The sequence below is a fragment of the Nesterenkonia sandarakina genome, assembly GCF_013410215.1.
Lineage (GTDB): Bacteria > Actinomycetota > Actinomycetes > Actinomycetales > Micrococcaceae > Nesterenkonia > Nesterenkonia sandarakina.
Map to the genome: position 1 here is coordinate 1935626 of NZ_JACCFQ010000001.1, position 15722 is coordinate 1951347.

The window sequence follows — 15722 nt, forward strand, 5'->3', positions numbered from 1 at the left end:
CGCCATGGGTGATCAGCAGCAGAAGATCGACGCGCTGCGGGCCGCCATGACCAACATTCAGGAGCGGGACCCTGACGCCCCAGTTCCTGACTTCCTGGTGGTGGATACCTCGGTGCCCGCGGTCACGGAGGACGGTGAGCCTGACAGCTCGCCGGGGGCTCCACACACCGCACCGGCGGATCCCGGTTCCGCCGTGAGCAGCGCCGCGACTCTTGGATCCGCCGCGACCGCAGACTCGACTGAGATAGCCGAGGACGCGGAGGGAGATGAGAGCGCGGAGGATTCTCGCGGCGCGGGGGATGATCAGGGCCCGGAGGACGAGGAGGACTCCGCCTCAGGGGCGCACTCTGAGCTGAGTCCCGCGGAACAATACGAGAAGGCGCGCGCGGTGGTGCTGCGCCGACTCACCGGTTCCCCGAAGTCCCGGCACCAGCTGGCTGTGGCACTGCAGGAGAAGGAGTTCAGCGCCGAGATCATCACCCGCGTGCTGGACCGGATGGAAGAGGTCCATCTGGTCAACGACAGCGAGTTCGCCCAGACCTGGGTGAAGGGGCGGCACGAGCTGAAGAACCTCGGGAAGTCTGCGCTGCGCCGCGAGCTGCGTGAGAAGGGCATCAATGATGCTCTCGCCGCAGAGGCACTGGAACAGATCACCCCCGAGGACGAGGGTGACGCGGCGCGAGAACTCGTGCAGCGAAAGCTGCAGGGAAAGAGCGTGCCCACCGGGCCCAGTCCGGAGGAGCGCGCCGAGCGGGACAAGATCACCCGGAGGCTGGTGTCGATGCTGGCCCGCAGGGGACACGCCCCTGGAGTGGCGTTCCAGATCGTGCGCGACGCGATCGACGATCATTCCAACGCGTAGAATCCAGTGCGATGAGTGATGCACTGATGGACCGCGCCCAGAGCCCTGCGCCGGAGGCCGACGGCGCCGCGCGCCCCGCCGAGGAGACTCCGAGGGTGCGCCCACGCACCTACGAGGTCCGCACCTTCGGGTGTCAGATGAACGTCCACGACTCGGAGCGGATGTCCGGGCTCCTCGAAGACGCAGGCTATGGGCCGGTGGAAACCGGTGATACCCCTGACCTGGTCGTCTTCAACACCTGCGCGGTCCGGGAGAACGCCGATAACAAGCTCTACGGCCACCTCGGAATGCTCCGGAAGACCAAGGCCGAGCACGAGGGCATGCAGATTGCGGTCGGCGGCTGCCTGGCCCAGAAGGACCAGGAGACCGTCCAGAAGCGGGCACCCTGGGTCGACGTCGTCTTCGGCACCCACAACATCGGCTCGCTGCCCACGCTGCTGGAACGCTCCCGGCACAACGCCGAGGCCGAGATCGAGATCCTCGAGTCCTTGGAGACGTTCCCCTCCACGCTGCCGACCAAACGGGAATCGGTGCACTCCGGATGGGTCTCCATCTCGGTGGGATGCAACAACACCTGCACCTTCTGCATCGTGCCCTCGCTGCGCGGGAAGGAACGCGACCGACGCCCCGGAGAGATCCTCGCCGAGGTGCGTGCCCTGGTCGCCGACGGCGCCGTGGAGGTCACCCTGCTGGGCCAGAACGTGAACACCTACGGCGTGGAATTCGGCGACCGTGGCGCCTTCGCCAAGCTTCTGCGCGCCTGTGGAGAGATCCAGGGGCTCGAACGGGTGCGCTTCACCAGTCCTCATCCGGCCTCCTTCACCGACGACGTCATCCACGCCATGGCAGAGACCCCGAACGTCATGCCGCAGCTGCATATGCCGCTGCAGTCCGGTTCCGACAAGGTGCTCAAAGACATGCGCCGGTCCTACCGGTCCAAGAAGTTCCTGGGCATCCTGGAGAAGGTCCGCGAGTCCATGCCGCACGCCGCGGTCACCACCGACATCATCGTGGGCTTCCCCGGGGAGACCGAGGCCGACTTCGAGGAGACCATGCAGGTGGTCGAAGCGTCGCGATTCGCCTCGGCCTACACCTTCCAGTATTCGCCACGCCCAGGCACCCCCGCGGCGACCATGGCGGAGCAGGTGCCCAAGGCGATCGTGCAGAAGCGCTTCGAGCGGCTCTGTGCCCTGCAGGATCGTATCGGGGCCGAGGAGAACGCGAAGCTGCTCGGCACCTCCCAGGAGCTGCTGGTCACCGCGGACTCGGGGACCAAATCCAGTGAGACTGGGCGCCTGACCGGGCGGGCCCGCGATAATCGTCTGGTCCACTTCTCGGTCCCGACCGGGGAACCGGTCCCGCGCCCTGGTGACTTCGCCACCGTCCCGATCACCGAGACCGCCGGGTTCCACCTGCTGGCCGATCCGGAGGACACCGCGGACTACCAGCTGCGCCGGTCTCCGGCCGGGGACGCCTGGGACCGCTGGCAGGCGGATTCCTGCGGTGTGGGGACCACCCAGGTGACCGGTTCGACCCCGGGAGCGGTCTCTCTGGGCATGCCGACGCTCCCGCCGGTCTCCCGATGACCCCGGGGGACCACGCCACCCAGGCGGGGACGGTGCGCCCCGGATCGCCCACGTCAGACCTTCCGCTGATCGTGCTGGTGGGCCCCACCGCCTCCGGTAAATCCCGGCTGGGCATCGAGCTCGCAGAGCGTCTGGATGGGGAGATCATCAACGCCGACTCGATGCAGCTCTACCGCGGCATGGACATCGGCACCGCCAAGGTCACCGCAGAAGAGTCCCGAGGGGTGGCGCATCACCTGCTCGATGTGCTCGACGTGACCGAAGAGGCCTCTGTCGCGGACTTCCAGAACCGGGCGCGTGAGGTCATCGACGAGGTCAGGTTTCGGGGCAAGACCCCCATCATGGTCGGCGGCTCCGGACTCTACGTGCGGGCCGTGATCGACGTCATCGAGTTCCCGCCCACGGATGCACAGCTGCGCAGCCGCTTGACGCTGCGCCTCGAGGAGGAGGGTGCGGCGGGGCTGCGTGCGCAGCTGCGCGAGCGTGACCCCGAGTCTGCCGCCGTGATCAAGGACGACCGTCGCCTGATCCGGGCCCTGGAGGTCGTGCAGCTCACCGGCCGGACGTTCTCCTCCTTCATGCCGCAACGAGTCCATGAGCCCCGCCTGGGGCCGATCGTGCAGCTTGGACTCCACATGGAACGGCTCCTGCTGCATGAGCGCATCGCTGGGCGCGTGCACCACATGGCCGGAGATGGTCTGCTCGAAGAGGTGCATCAGCTCGACCTCGCCGGTCTGCGCCGCGGGCGCACCGCTTCCCGGGCCATCGGATACCAGCAGTTCCTTCAGGTCCTCGACGGCGAGCTCACCCAGTCGGAAGCGGTGGAGGCCACCACGGTGGCGACACGGAAGTTCGCCCGCAGACAGGAGACCTGGTTTCGGGCGGACCCCCGAGTGACCTGGCTGCCCGCTTTCTCGGAGCACCTGGCGAACCAGGCGGAGGAAGCGATCTCTGGCTCCCGACGTTGAACACCACAGCATGGTCCTGGTGAATCTCCAGGGCCCACGGCGCACGGCCCAGCCAGCAGCGCCGGTCCTGCACCATCTATCCTGAAGCATCGATCCAGCACCATTGATCCATCCGCATTGAAGGAGAACCGCGTGGCTCACCACCTCACCGGCCTGGAGTCTCTCGCCGGCACAGCCGTCACCAAGGCCCACGCCACCGGCAACGACTTCGTGATGCTCGCTGACCCCCTGGGCGAGCAGGACCTCGAGGCGCACCAGGCCGCGGCACTGTGCGACCGCCACCTCGGCATCGGAGCCGATGGGGTCATCCGCGCCGTCCCGGCGCACCGTGTGACCGGGGACGCCGTGGTGTCCCGGCTGCTGGCCGAGAGCACCCAGCTCAGCAGCACCGACGACGAGCCGCTGTGGTTCATGGACTATCGGAACTCCGACGGATCGGTGTCCGAGATGTGCGGCAACGGAGTGCGCGCCTTCGCCCATTTCCTGATCGCAGAAGGCCTGGTGCAGCTCACCGAGGGTCACCGGCTTCCGGTGCTGACCCGCGCCGGGCTGCGCAGCGTGCGCAAGGTTCCCGAAGGCTACGCCATCGGCATGGGCGTGTGGTCCTTCCTGGACCCCGAGCAGGCGGCCGCGAACGCCTCAGACGCACTGGTGATCGCCGCAGGACTCGAGGAACCGCGTCCCGCCCTGAGCATCTCGATGGGCAACCCGCACACCGTCGTCGCTCTCGGCGACGAGGTGACGCTGCAGGAGCTGAACCTCCATGAGGCGCCCAAGGTGGACCCGGTTCCGCCGGCCGGCACCAACGTCGAGTTCGTGGTCCCGGCCGAGCCGCTGGTCACCGACGACGAGGACGGCCAGCCCGTGGGCAGAGTCCGGATGCGCGTCCACGAACGCGGGGTCGGGGAGACCATGTCCTGCGGGACCGGCGCATGTGCTGCTGCCGCCGCGGTGCGTGTATGGGCCGCCGATGACAGCGTCAACCTCTGGAAGGTCGACGTTCCCGGCGGTCAGGTGAGCGTGCGATTCACGGCCCGGGAAGACGGCGCGGAGGATGTCGAGCTCGCCGGACCCGCCGAGCTTGTGCTCACCGGCACGCTGACCTGAGCCACTGTCCGATACGCACCGGGAACGGGTGCTGCACAGCTGAAGAGCCGGGCCGACGGCGCAGCACGCGGCCGAAACAGCTGGCAGCGGCCGAGGCTGCCCGCCTCCGGGAACCCCGGTTCAGTCTCTGCTGATCCGCAGCAGTCGGAAGCCTTTCGCGGTCTCCGCGCGTCCGCTCTGGAAGTCCCCGTCGGCGGTCTCGAGCATCGAGGAGATCCAGGTGAGCAGCGAGTCGGCTCCGAGGTTCTTCTGCACCACCAGCCAGGCATCGCCTCCGGGACTCAGTCTGGGCAGCCAGTGCTGGAGCAGCCCGTGCAGCACCTCCTTGCCGACCCGGATCGGCGGGTTGGACCAGATGGTGTCGAACTGGATATCCGCCGGAACCTCTTCGGGCGCGAGCACCCGCACGTTGCTCAGTCCCAGGGCCGCCGCGTTCTCTGCGCAGAGCGTGCGGGAGCGTTCATTGACATCCACAGCCCAGACCGTGGCCTGGGGTGAGCGCATCGCCATGGTCAGCGCCAAGGGACCCCAGCCGCAGCCGATGTCCAGCAGGTTCCCCTCCGGTGCCGGATCCGGCGCATGTTTGAGCAGCACGGCCGTACCCTTGTCCACGCCATCGGGGGAGAAGATCCCCCCGGCCGTGGCGACGGAGACCTCTCCCCCGTCCAGGTTGACCGAGACGGCGCGGCGGGTGAATGGCCCCTCGGGGGACGCGGAGAAATAGTGCTGGGAGCTCACAGGGTGAATCGTAGTAGACTCTTTCTCATGTGGATTCACCTGACGTACTCCCGCCCCCGCGGTTGAGTCACCTTCTGATCGCCCGGCCGGCCTTCTGAGTCGGCCCTGTTGCCAGTGCGCGGAGCCCGGCACGCCGAAGACCCATCTTCGGTCTTGCGGGCCGCGACTGCGGCACACGCCATCCACACCACGAGCAAGTCCCGACCGATCTCCACAGCGGACCCGTGCACTTAACCATGTCCCGGGTCGAACGTAGGATGGAGATCCACGGCGGGCAGGGCCAGGCCGAAAACTGGTCCTAAGGAGATCATGACCAAGCAGAACCACACGCCCGAACCTTCCGGCGAGACCCCCGAGGGCACCCCGGCGTCAGCCGCAGAGCAGTCCTCCGTCGATGCCACCATCGAGCGGATCCTCGCCGCCGACCGCGCCCGCGAGCAGACCCCAGGGCGGACCACCCGTTTCGAGGCTGAACCCGGTTCCCGGCGGGGCGGCATTCTCGGCGAGCAGGCCCGGGAGCTCTCCGATGAGACCTCACACACCGACTCCGACGGTGAGCAGTATGACCTCATGGAGCGCCGCTCGCTGCGCCGGGTGGATGGACTCTCCACCGAGCTGGAAGATGTCTCCGAGGTTGAATACCGTCAGCTCCGTCTGGAGCGGGTGGTCCTCGCCGGGCTCTGGGGCGAGGGCACCGTGGCGGAGGCGGAGTACTCCCTGCGCGAGCTCTCCGCCCTGGCGGAGACCGCAGGCTCCACCGTCCTCGACGGGTTCCTGCAGCGCCGCGCCAAACCCGACCCCGGAACCTTCTTCGGGTCCGGCAAGGCCGAAGAGATCAGAGTGGCCGTGGCCGAACTCGGCGCCGACACCGTCGTGGTCGACTCCGAGCTCGCCCCGTCCCAGCGCCGCGGACTCGAAGACATCGTCAAGGTCAAGGTGATCGACCGCACCGGTCTGATTCTGGACATCTTCGCTCAGCACGCGAAATCCCGCGAGGGCAAGGCCCAGGTGGAGCTGGCGCAGATGGAGTACATGCTCCCGCGGCTGCGTGGCTGGGGCGAGTCGCTCTCCCGCCAGGCAGGTGGCCAGGTGGGCGGCGCGAGCGCGGGCATCGGGTCCCGCGGACCCGGTGAGACCAAGATCGAGCTGGACCGTCGCCGGATCAACGCGCGCATGTCCAAGCTGCGCAAGGACATTGCGGCGATGAAGCCGGCCCGTGATGCCAAGCGGGCCAACCGCAAGCGCAATGCTGTCCCCTCCGTGGCGATCGCCGGGTACACCAACGCCGGGAAGTCCTCGTTGCTGAACCGGCTCACCGACGCCGGAGTGATGGTCGAGAACGCGCTGTTCGCGACCCTGGACCCCACCACCCGCAAGGCGGTCACCCCGGACGGGATCGGTTATACGCTCTCTGACACGGTGGGCTTCGTCCGCCAGCTGCCCACCCAGCTGATCGAGGCGTTCCGCTCCACTCTGGAGGAGGTGGCCGACGCCGATCTCATCCTGCACGTCGTCGACGCGTCGCACCCCGAGCCCGAAGGGCAGATCCAGGCGGTCCGCACGGTTCTGGCCGAGGTGGACGCGCACGAGGTGGACGAGATCATCGTGCTGAACAAGGCCGACGTCGCCGACTGGGACGTGGTGGAACGAATCCGACGGCGGGAGCCACACACCATCGTGGTCTCGGCTCACAGCGGAGAGGGCATCGCGGAGCTGCGCGAGCTGATCAGCAGCTCCATCCCGCGCCCCAGCGTCCCGCTGGAGCTGATGGTTCCCTACTCACACGGTGACATCGTCTCCAGGCTCCATGCCGAGGACGCCGAGATCCTCTCCACCGAGTACCTGGAGGAGGGCACCTTGTTGAAGGTGCTGGTCCGTCGGGAGCTCGCCGGGGACCTCTCCGAGTTCCAGGTCACCGCAGAGCCGACGCCTTGAGCGTGAGCACCAGCCGGTCCACCGGATACCAGGAGACGACGGAGCTTCTCGAACGTGCCGTCACCGCGATGGGCGGGGTCAAGCGGTCCGGGCAGGTGACCATGGCCGAGCATGTCGCCATGGCGCTGCGCAAGCGGCGCCATCTCCTGGTCCAGGCGGGTACGGGCACCGGAAAGTCTCTGGCCTACCTGGTCCCGGCCGTGGTCCACGCCCTGGACGCGGAGAAGCCGGTGCTGATCTCTACCGCGACCCTGGCGCTGCAGGCGCAGATCATGGGTCGTGATCTTCCCCGACTGCTGGAGAACATCGCCGAGCACGTGGAGCGTGAGGTCGATGTCGCCCTGGTCAAGGGTCGGGCGAACTACGCGTGCAAACACAAGATGGACGGCGGATTCCCCGAGGACGACGACGAGCAGGCGCTGTTCGCCTTCGCCGACGAGCCGACCGGAGGGGTGTCCGCCGTGGAACCCGGCTCGCAGCTGGGCAAGGAGATTGTGGCGCTGCGCGAGTGGGCCGAGGTCACCGAGACCGGGGACCGCGACGACCTGCCCCACGGGGTGACCGACCGGGCCTGGCGCCAGATCTCGGTGAACGCAGTGGACTGCATCGGGCCCCGAAAGTGCCCGATGGCGGCCGAGTGCTTCTCCGAGCGCGCCCGGGAGAAGGCCAGGGACGCGGATCTGGTGGTCACGAATCACGCCATGCTCGCCATCGACGCCTTCGAGGGCCTCGACGTGCTGCCGGAGCACGACGCGGTCATCGTCGATGAGGCCCACGAGCTGGCTGACCGGGTGACCTCTGCGGTCACCGCTCAGCTCTCCGCGGCGATGATCAAGGCCGCGGCGTCCTCGGCCCGGCGGCATACAGCGATCAACGTCGAGGCGCTTCAGAGCTCTGCGGTCGCCGTCGAGGCGGCCTTCCACCGGGTGGACTCTGGCCTTCTGGCGCGCGGACTGAACCCTCAACAGCGCGAGGCCGTGGAGCTGGCACGAAACGCCGCCCGCACCGCCCTCTCGGACTCGAAACCCTCCGGCGACGCCGAAGCCGATCCGGGGCGCAACACGGCCAGGTCGCGGATGCAGGCCGTGCTCGAGACCGCGAACCGGATCCTGGAATCTCCGGAGACCCCCGATGTGGTCTGGCTGAACCGGCCGGGCAGCTTCGTCCCGGGGCGGGGATACCAGGAGGCCGATCTGGAGGAATCTCCGCTGATCTACGTCGCGCCGACGTCCGTGGCCGGGCGGCTGCGCGATGGGCTCTTTGGTGATCGCACCGTGGTGCTGACCTCCGCCACCCTGACCATCGGTGACAGCTTCGACCCGGTGGCGGGGTCGCTGGGCCTGGCGGGGGAGAAGGCTCCTGCCTGGGATGCCGTGGACGTGGGAAGCCCGTTCGACTACCCCAAGCAGGGGGTGCTCTATGTTGCCAAGCACCTGCCCCCGCCCTCGATGAAGACCGCCCAGGCCCAGCGCGATGAGCTGGCCGGGTTGATCGAGGCGTCCAAGGGCGCGACCCTGGCACTGTTCTCCTCTCGCCGTGCGGCGGAGGAGGCGGCCGAGGACCTCCGTGAGCGACTGGACCTCCCGATCCTCTGCCAGGGAGACTCCACCATGTCCTCGCTGGTGCGCGCCTTCGCCGAAGACGAGGAGACCTGCCTCTTCGGCACGATGAGCCTCTGGCAGGGCGTCGATGTCCCCGGGCGCTCCTGTCGCCTGGTCGCCATCGACCGGATCCCCTTTCCACGCCCCGATGACCCGCTGGTAAGCGCACGCAGCCAGGAGGTCACTCGGCACGGCGGGAACGGCTTCATGCAGGTCGCTGCGACGCACGCCGCCACCAGGTTGGCTCAGGGCGCCGGTCGGCTGATCCGCACTTCGGAGGACAAGGGGGTGCTGGCGATTCTGGACTCACGTCTGGCCACCGCGCGCTACGGGGGATTCCTCAAGCGCTCGATGCCGGACTTCTGGCCGACCGCCAACGGGGACCTTGCTCGCGGAGCTCTGGCGCGCCTGGCTGAGAACGGGCGTTGAGCCGAACGCTGGACTCTGTCCGTCTCCGGCGCGCCCAAGCCCTTCCGGGGCGGCCCGTACCGGGGTAGCCGTCGTTCAGGCGCGCTGTCCCGTCGAGTGGCCGCCGTCGTTCAGGTGCGGCGGCTGTTCAGAGGTTGCGGTCACTCAGAGGCTGCGCAGCACCGTGACGACCTTGCCCATGATGGTGGACTCGTCGCCGAGGATGGGCTCGTACTGCCGGTTCTGGGGCAGCAGCCACACATGGCCGTCCCGGCGCTTGAGCGTCTTCACGGTGGCTTCATCGTCCAACAGGGCGGCGACGATGTCACCGTTCTCGGCCGTGCTCTGACGTCGCACCACGACCCAGTCGGCTTCGAAGATGCCGGCCTCGATCATGGAATCACCGCGCACCTGGAGCATGAAGAGTTCGCCCTCGCCGGTGAGCTGGCGGGGAAGCGGCATGATGTCCTCGACCCGCTGCTCGGCCAAGATCGGACCACCCGCAGCGATCTGTCCCACCACAGGGATCTCCGCGATCCGACTGTCCGACTCCTCCCGGTAGCCGTGGAGGTCGACCACGGCGTCCTGGTCGGATGAGTCGGATTCCTGGGCAGGTTCCCCGAGCACCAGCGCGCCGCTTGAGTCGCGCAGGACCTCCATGGCCCGGGGGCGTCCGGGGACCCGCCTGAGGTATCCCATCTCCTGCAGACGAGCCAGCTGATGCGTCACTGAGGAGAGCGAAGCCAGCCCGCAGGCGTCACCGATCTCCCGCATGGAGGGCGGATAGCTGCGCTCGGCCAGCGATTCCTGGATGACGTCGACGATCTGCCGCTGCCGATCCGTCAATCGCGGCGCTGCTGATGAGTCCTGGGTGTTGCGCGCCATTGCTGCCTCCGTAGTTGTGCCGGCCCCGTGTCAGCATCCATGTCAGACCCTGCTGATGGACTGTTCACAGTGAGATTCGCTTCGAAGATCACTTCGAACATGGCGCTCAGGTTACTCGAAATCGTAGAGAGATTCCATCAAATCTGCGGCGAGTCTGGCCAAGTTTCGAAACTATGTGCTAGAAATAGTACACACGTTCGAATGAGAGGTTCTTTCCCATGAGTACAGCACAGCTTGGATTCGCACCCGCCGACTCTGCTCCTGCCTCGGGCGTGCACCTGACCCGTCGCGGTCGCTTCCTCCTGTTGGGCCTTCCTGTCCTGGCCGCCCTGACGATGGCGCTCCTCGGGGCGCTGATCCTGGCAGCCTCATGGATGAACCAGGCGCAGGCCTCCTCGAGTGAGGCCCCCGGCGTGGAGGCCCAGGTGGTCACCGTTGGAGCGGGGGACACGCTCTGGAGCGTGGCGGCCTCCGTGGAGTCAGACGAACGCCCCCAGGTCCTCATCGGACAGATCGCTGAGCTCAACGACCTCAGCGGCTCCGAGCTCACCCCCGGCCAGGAGCTTTTCGTCCCGGTGGACTGAGAAGGTTTCCTGTCCCGGAGGTCGGAGCGGCGCACCCCGCTAGAATATTGCGGTGACTTCATCTCGCTCCCGGAACCTGTCCCGTCTGCCGCTGCGCGAGGAGCTCCAGGGTCAAGAACCCTACGGTGCGCCGCAGCTGAGCGTGAAGGCGATGCTCAACGTCAACGAGACCACCTACGACGTCCCCGCCGACGTCGTGGACGCGATCGGCAAAGAGGTTCGCGCCGCGGCCGCCCATCTCAACCGCTACCCGGACCGGGAATTCTCGGCTCTGCGGGACAAGCTGGCCGAGTACCTCAACCGAGATCTCGCCTCAGAAGCCCAGCCTGCTGAGCTGACGGCCGAGCACATCTGGGCCGCCAATGGCTCCAACGAGATCATGCAGCACATCCTGCAGGCCTTCGCCGGTCCCGGCCGCTCGGTGCTGGCCTTCCCGCCCACGTACTCCATGTACCCGCTCTATGCGCGCGGCACCTACAGCGAGTACATCGCGGGCACCCGCGCTGCAGACTTCACGCAGACCCCCGAGGATGTCGCCGCGCAGATCCGGGAGCACCGCCCGAACGTGGTGATCCTGTGTTCTCCGAACAACCCCACCGGCACGGCGCTCTCCCTGGAGACCGTGGAAGCGGCCTACGCTGCGGCTGAGGAGTCACAGACCATGGTGGTCGTGGACGAGGCCTACGGCGAGTTCCGCCAGTCCGGCACCGGGTCGGCGCTGGCTCTGCTGCCCGGGCGGGCGAAGCTGATCGTCTCGCGCACCATGAGCAAGGCCTTCGCGCTGGCGGGGGGTCGACTGGGGTACCTGGCCGCCGCCCCTGAGGTCACCGACGCCATGCGACTGGTCCGGCTGCCCTATCACCTCTCCGCGGTGACGCAGGCGACCGCCGTCGCTGCCCTGGACCACTCGGCCACGCTGATGGCCAACGTGGAACGGATCAAGGAACAGCGCGACCGGATCGTGAGCAGTCTGAAACAGATGGGGCTGCACCCGGCGCCCTCGGATGCGAACTTCGTCTTCTTCGGAGGGCTCGCCGACGAGAAGGCCGCCTGGCGGCACCTCCTGGACGACGGCATCCTGATCCGCGACGTCGGCATCCCCGGGCACCTGCGCGTCACGGCAGGCACCGCGGAGGAGACCTCTGACTTCCTGGCCTCGTTGCGGCGATTCATCACCAGCACCACCGCGTAGACTCAAGAGTTGGCGTACCCCACCACCAAGCAGGAGTTATGGGAGCAGAATTGATCTCTGGGCGCATCGCCCAGATGGAACGTGTCACCAGCGAGTCCAGCGTCAAGGTCCGGATGGACCTCGATGGGACCGGCACCTCGAACATCAGCACCGGCGTGCCGTTCTATGACCACATGCTCACCGCGCTGTCCCGGCACTCCCTGATCGACCTTGATGTCGAGGCCTCCGGAGACACTCACATCGACGTGCACCACACCGTGGAGGACACCGCGATCGTCCTGGGCGAGGTGCTGCGGGTCGCGCTGGGAGACAAGCGCGGGATCCGCCGCTTCGGCAACGCCACCATCCCGCTCGACGAGGCGCTGGCTCAGGCCGTGGTTGATGTCTCCGGCCGGCCATACCTGGTGCATTCCGGGGAGCCCGAAGGTCAGCAGTACCACCTCATCGGGGGACACTTCACCGGGTCCATGACCCGCCACGTCTTCGAGGCGATCACCTACCACTCCGGGATCTGCCTGCACATGACGCTGCTCGGCGGTCGCGACCCGCACCACATCGTGGAGGCCCAGTTCAAGGCCTTCGCCAGGGCGCTGCGCGAGGCCGTGGAGTCTGACCCGCGCACCGATGAGATCCCCTCCACCAAGGGTGCACTGTGAGCGGCAAGCCCGACGTCGTCGTCCTGGACTACGGCTCCGGCAACATTCACTCCGCGGTCCGTGCCCTGGAGCGCGCCGGCGCGCAGGTCACCCTGACCAAGGACACCGAGTCGGTGCTCAACGCCTCCGGCCTCGTGGTCCCCGGGGTGGGCGCCTTCGCGGCGGTGATGTCGGCCCTGCGGGAGATCGACGGTCCGCGCTGGATCGGGCGCAGGATCGCCGGGTCACGCCCGGTGCTCGGCATCTGCGTGGGCCATCAGGTGATGTTCGACCGCGGGGTGGAGCACGGCATCCCCGCCGAGGGCCTGGGGGAGTGGCCCGGTGAGGTCACCGCCCTGCCTGAGGACGCCGTGGTGCCGCATATGGGGTGGAACACCGTACGACCGCCCGAGGACAGCGTGCTCTTCGAGGGGCTGAAGGACGAGCGGTTCTACTTCGTGCACTCCTACGCCGTGCAGTCCTGGGACTTCGATCAGTCCATCGAGTCGATGAACCCGCCGAAGGTGACCTGGAGCCACCACGGCACCGACTTCATCGCCGCAGTGGAGAACGGACCGCTCTCCGCCACCCAGTTCCACCCGGAGAAGTCCGGGGACGCCGGGATGCAGCTGCTGCGCAACTGGATCCTGAGCCTCTGACCCTGGGCCACCCAGCTGCTGCGACTCTGAGCGCCGGACCCCCGGGCTCTGCCACGCTTGAACCGCCATCTGACACTCCGCACTGATTCCTCCAGCCATCCAACCAGCCGAAAGTAGAACACGATCCATGACTGAGCCCTCCGCGCCCACCGCCACCGTTCCCGCGCTGGAACTCCTGCCCGCCGTCGACGTCGCCGATGGTCAGGCCGTCCGCCTGGTCCAGGGCGAGGCCGGTTCGGAGACCGGCTACGGCGACCCGCTGGAAGCCGCCCTGAACTGGCAGCAGCTGGGCGCGGAGTGGATCCACCTGGTGGACCTCGACGCAGCGTTCGGCCGTGGTGACAACCGCGACATCATGGCCCGCGTGGTCAAGGAGCTCGGCGTGAAGATCGAACTCTCCGGCGGCATCCGCGACGACGAATCCCTGGACCGCGCCCTGGAACTCGGCGCCACCCGGGTCAACCTGGGCACCGCCGCGCTGGAGGACCCGGAATGGACCGCCCGCGCCATCGAACGCCACGGCGACGCGATCGCCGTGGGCCTGGACGTGCGCGGAGAGACCCTCGCCGCCCGCGGCTGGACCCGCGAGGGCGGCAACATCTGGGAGGTGCTGCAGCGCCTGGAAGACGCCGGCTGCCCGCGCTATGTGGTCACCGACGTCACCAAGGACGGCACCCTGCGCGGCCCCAACACCGAGCTGCTGGCCCAGGTCTGCGCCAAGACCAAGAAGCCCGTGGTCGCCTCCGGCGGCATCTCGTCCTTGGAGGACATCAAGGCCCTGGCGAAGATGGTCTCCCTCGGGGTGGAGGGCGCCATCATGGGCAAGGCGCTCTACGCCGGGAAGTTCGAGTTCCCGGATGCCCTGAAGGTGGCCGCAGCCTCCGCATGAACCAGGACGACGCCGCCAGCAGGGATCTGCCCGGTCATATCGCCGCCCTGCTGCAGCGGCAGGCCCGGGATGAACACGGCCGACCGGCAGACTCTGCGGGCGTGCCCTGGGAGGATCGAGACCTCTCCGGAGACGGCAATCCGCTGCACACCTTCGACGGCGACGACGGCCTAGCCACCCCGGCGGTCCGTTCCGCCCGCGAGCGGCTGCTCGCCGGGGAGCTCGACGAAGCCGGGTTCGTCAACTCCCTGGCCGGACAGCGACTCTTCGTCCCGGTCCTCGCGGAGCTGGCCGAGGAGGCCGAGCCCGTCCCGAGCGGGCCCGGGAAGCAGAACGCGCCGGCGGGGGACAAGCAGGCGGATATCACCCTGATCAGCATCACCAGCCGCGACGGACGCCAGACCATGCCGGTCTTCAGCTCCGTGCAGGCGCTCACCGCCTGGCATGACAAGGCCCGGCCGGTGGCGGCGGAGACCGAGCGGATCATGCTCGCCGCCCTGGCCGAGGGGGCCGAGCTGGCGGTGCTCGACCCCGGATCCGAGCTGAGCTTCGTGCTGCGCCGCCCGGCGGTGGAAGCACTCGCGCAGGCCACCGGTTGGGTGCCCTCCTATCAGGACCCTGAGCTGGCCGAGGCGCTGGGCGGCATCTCGGACCTCTGCCCAGGGGTGGTCCAGCTGCAGCTGCAGCCCGGCGACGGCGTCGGGACCCGCACCGCGGCAGGAGACGCGGTACCCGGTGGCGGCAGCGGACCGGAGCTGAACATCGGGGTGGTGCTGGTGCCAGAAGCCGACGATGTGGATGCTCGGCTGGCGCTGGCCAGCGTGCAGGCCGCCCTAGGTGAGGTGCAGATGCTGCGTGAGCGCGCGGACTCGGTCCAGGTCAAGCTGGCGCGCTGAGCCACACTGTCGGCCCCGGCAGACGCCCCATGTTCAGGGCCGGTCAGGACTTGTCAGCCGCGGCCCAGCAGATGGGTGGTGTTCCGGTGAGGCAATGGGGTCTGTTCAGGTCTGGTCTGCGGTGGCGACCGTGTCTTTGATCTGCTCGCAGATCTCCCGCAGCGCCTCCGCTTCGGCGTCGTCCACGGCGGGGTGAAAGAGCTGCTTGATGTGTGTGGCGTGCAGCCGGGAAGCCTGCTCGAAGACTCGGTGCCCCTCCTCGGTGAGCTGGGCCGTCATGCCGCGCCGGTCCTCGGTGTCGGCGAAACGATCGATCAGCCCCCGCTTCTGCAGCGACTTGACCTGGTAGGACAGCCGGGAGGGAGAGAAGACCATCCCTGCGGCGAGTTCTCCCATGCGCAGCTGGTTGCCCTCCGCCTCGGCGAGCAGGAGCATCAGGTTGTAGTCGGTCAGTCGCAGCCCGGTGCTGGAGTGCAGGCGCTTCTCCATCTGGTCACTGATGATCGCTGAGGTCTCGAAGAAGGACCGCCACGCCCGTGCCTTGGGGGAGGAGCCGGTGAGGTCGTGGCGCCCGCGCGGCTCACGCTCAGGGCTGGCCCCCGGTGTCTCTGGTGCCGGCCCTGCGGTGCGGCGCGCTGCGGTCTGCTCTGAGCGGGTCGCTGCGGTCTCCCCTGAGGAGGCCGCGGCGGGCTCATCGGGGGCAGCAGTTGCCGTCTCATGCGGGTGGTCACCAGTGGAGTCTGTGGGTCCTGCGCTCACGATGCCACCCCTTCTCTG

15 protein-coding genes are annotated in these 15722 nt (G+C 68.1%); 12 read left to right on the plus strand and 3 right to left on the minus strand.

The features are described 5' to 3' along the window. Positions 1-4: 4 nt before the first annotated feature. The 4 genes from HNR11_RS08960 to dapF all read left to right on the plus strand — a co-directional run bounded on the left by HNR11_RS08960 (position 5) and on the right by dapF (position 4523). On the plus strand, positions 5-862 hold the full coding sequence (locus HNR11_RS08960) for a regulatory protein RecX (RefSeq protein ID WP_246310367.1): 858 nt from the start codon (positions 5-7) through the stop codon (positions 860-862). Between the two features lie 11 nt (positions 863-873). Then, complete coding sequence (gene miaB / locus HNR11_RS08965; RefSeq protein WP_246310368.1) at positions 874-2448, plus strand: tRNA (N6-isopentenyl adenosine(37)-C2)-methylthiotransferase MiaB; 1575 nt, start codon at positions 874-876, stop codon at positions 2446-2448. After that, positions 2445-3416, plus strand: coding sequence for a tRNA (adenosine(37)-N6)-dimethylallyltransferase MiaA (gene miaA, locus HNR11_RS08970; RefSeq protein ID WP_179442010.1), 972 nt, complete (start codon positions 2445-2447; stop codon positions 3414-3416). The genes miaB and miaA overlap by 4 nt, the downstream gene beginning before the upstream one ends. Before the next feature lie 132 nt (positions 3417-3548). After that, positions 3549-4523 (plus strand): diaminopimelate epimerase, encoded by a 975-nt coding sequence (gene dapF / locus HNR11_RS08975; RefSeq protein ID WP_343050631.1) that lies wholly within the window; start codon positions 3549-3551, stop codon positions 4521-4523. Between the two features lie 120 nt (positions 4524-4643). On the opposite strand, the gene HNR11_RS08980 is transcribed toward dapF, so the two are convergent. After that, positions 4644-5261, minus strand: coding sequence for a methyltransferase (locus tag HNR11_RS08980; protein WP_179442011.1), 618 nt, complete (start codon positions 5259-5261; stop codon positions 4644-4646). A 309-nt stretch (positions 5262-5570) separates the two neighbouring features. Between HNR11_RS08980 and hflX the strand changes: the two genes are divergently transcribed. Beyond that, positions 5571-7196 (plus strand): GTPase HflX, encoded by a 1626-nt coding sequence (gene hflX / locus HNR11_RS08985; RefSeq protein WP_179442012.1) that lies wholly within the window; start codon positions 5571-5573, stop codon positions 7194-7196. 2 nt (positions 7197-7198) lie between these two features. Next, complete coding sequence (locus HNR11_RS08990) at positions 7199-9226, plus strand: ATP-dependent DNA helicase (RefSeq protein WP_343050632.1); 2028 nt, start codon at positions 7199-7201, stop codon at positions 9224-9226. A gap of 144 nt (positions 9227-9370) precedes the next feature. Here the strand turns inward: HNR11_RS08990 and lexA are convergent, their stop codons facing one another. Next, positions 9371-10090, minus strand: a complete 720-nt coding sequence (gene lexA, locus HNR11_RS08995; protein WP_179442013.1) for a transcriptional repressor LexA — start codon at positions 10088-10090, stop codon at positions 9371-9373. Positions 10091-10308: 218 nt separating this feature from the next. Here lexA and HNR11_RS09000 point away from each other — a divergent pair, with 218 nt between their 5' ends. The 6 genes from HNR11_RS09000 to HNR11_RS09025 all read left to right on the plus strand — a co-directional run bounded on the left by HNR11_RS09000 (position 10309) and on the right by HNR11_RS09025 (position 14945). Continuing rightward, entirely contained in the window at positions 10309-10674 is a 366-nt protein-coding gene (locus HNR11_RS09000; protein WP_179442014.1) for a LysM peptidoglycan-binding domain-containing protein, read from the plus strand. Between the two features lie 52 nt (positions 10675-10726). Continuing rightward, positions 10727-11866: a histidinol-phosphate transaminase gene (locus HNR11_RS09005; protein ID WP_179442015.1), complete on the plus strand. Its 1140-nt coding sequence runs from the start codon at positions 10727-10729 to the stop codon at positions 11864-11866. A gap of 38 nt (positions 11867-11904) precedes the next feature. Continuing rightward, a complete protein-coding gene (hisB, locus tag HNR11_RS09010) occupies positions 11905-12522 on the plus strand; it encodes an imidazoleglycerol-phosphate dehydratase HisB (protein WP_179442016.1) in 618 nt (205 codons plus the stop codon). After that, entirely contained in the window at positions 12519-13160 is a 642-nt protein-coding gene (gene hisH, locus HNR11_RS09015; RefSeq protein ID WP_058888613.1) for an imidazole glycerol phosphate synthase subunit HisH, read from the plus strand. Before hisB ends, hisH begins: the two co-directional genes overlap by 4 nt. Positions 13161-13287: 127 nt before the next feature. After that, positions 13288-14049 carry a bifunctional 1-(5-phosphoribosyl)-5-((5-phosphoribosylamino)methylideneamino)imidazole-4-carboxamide isomerase/phosphoribosylanthranilate isomerase PriA gene (priA, locus tag HNR11_RS09020; protein ID WP_179442017.1) on the plus strand — a complete coding sequence of 254 codons (762 nt, stop codon included), beginning with the start codon at positions 13288-13290 and terminating at the stop codon, positions 14047-14049. Then, positions 14046-14945 carry an SseB family protein gene (locus HNR11_RS09025; RefSeq protein WP_179442018.1) on the plus strand — a complete coding sequence of 300 codons (900 nt, stop codon included), beginning with the start codon at positions 14046-14048 and terminating at the stop codon, positions 14943-14945. The genes priA and HNR11_RS09025 overlap by 4 nt, the downstream gene beginning before the upstream one ends. A 105-nt stretch (positions 14946-15050) precedes the next feature. Here the strand turns inward: HNR11_RS09025 and HNR11_RS14270 are convergent, their stop codons facing one another. Then, positions 15051-15704 (minus strand): MarR family winged helix-turn-helix transcriptional regulator, encoded by a 654-nt coding sequence (locus tag HNR11_RS14270; protein WP_343050633.1) that lies wholly within the window; start codon positions 15702-15704, stop codon positions 15051-15053. Positions 15705-15722 lie beyond the last annotated feature (18 nt).

Bases quoted from the DNA above. Each gene is read 5' to 3' on its own strand.
- miaA (WP_179442010.1), top strand. From the start codon at position 2,445: ATGACCCCGGGGGACCACGCCACCCAGGCGGGGACGGTGCGCCCCGGA.
- lexA (WP_179442013.1), bottom strand. From the start codon at position 10,090: ATGGCGCGCAACACCCAGGACTCATCAGCAGCGCCGCGATTGACGGAT.
- HNR11_RS09025 (WP_179442018.1), top strand. From the start codon at position 14,046: ATGAACCAGGACGACGCCGCCAGCAGGGATCTGCCCGGTCATATCGCC.
- priA (WP_179442017.1), top strand. From the start codon at position 13,288: ATGACTGAGCCCTCCGCGCCCACCGCCACCGTTCCCGCGCTGGAACTC.
- HNR11_RS08960 (WP_246310367.1), top strand. From the start codon at position 5: ATGGGTGATCAGCAGCAGAAGATCGACGCGCTGCGGGCCGCCATGACC.
- hisB (WP_179442016.1), top strand. From the start codon at position 11,905: ATGGGAGCAGAATTGATCTCTGGGCGCATCGCCCAGATGGAACGTGTC.
- hflX (WP_179442012.1), top strand. From the start codon at position 5,571: ATGACCAAGCAGAACCACACGCCCGAACCTTCCGGCGAGACCCCCGAG.
- miaB (WP_246310368.1), top strand. From the start codon at position 874: ATGAGTGATGCACTGATGGACCGCGCCCAGAGCCCTGCGCCGGAGGCC.
- HNR11_RS09000 (WP_179442014.1), top strand. From the start codon at position 10,309: ATGAGTACAGCACAGCTTGGATTCGCACCCGCCGACTCTGCTCCTGCC.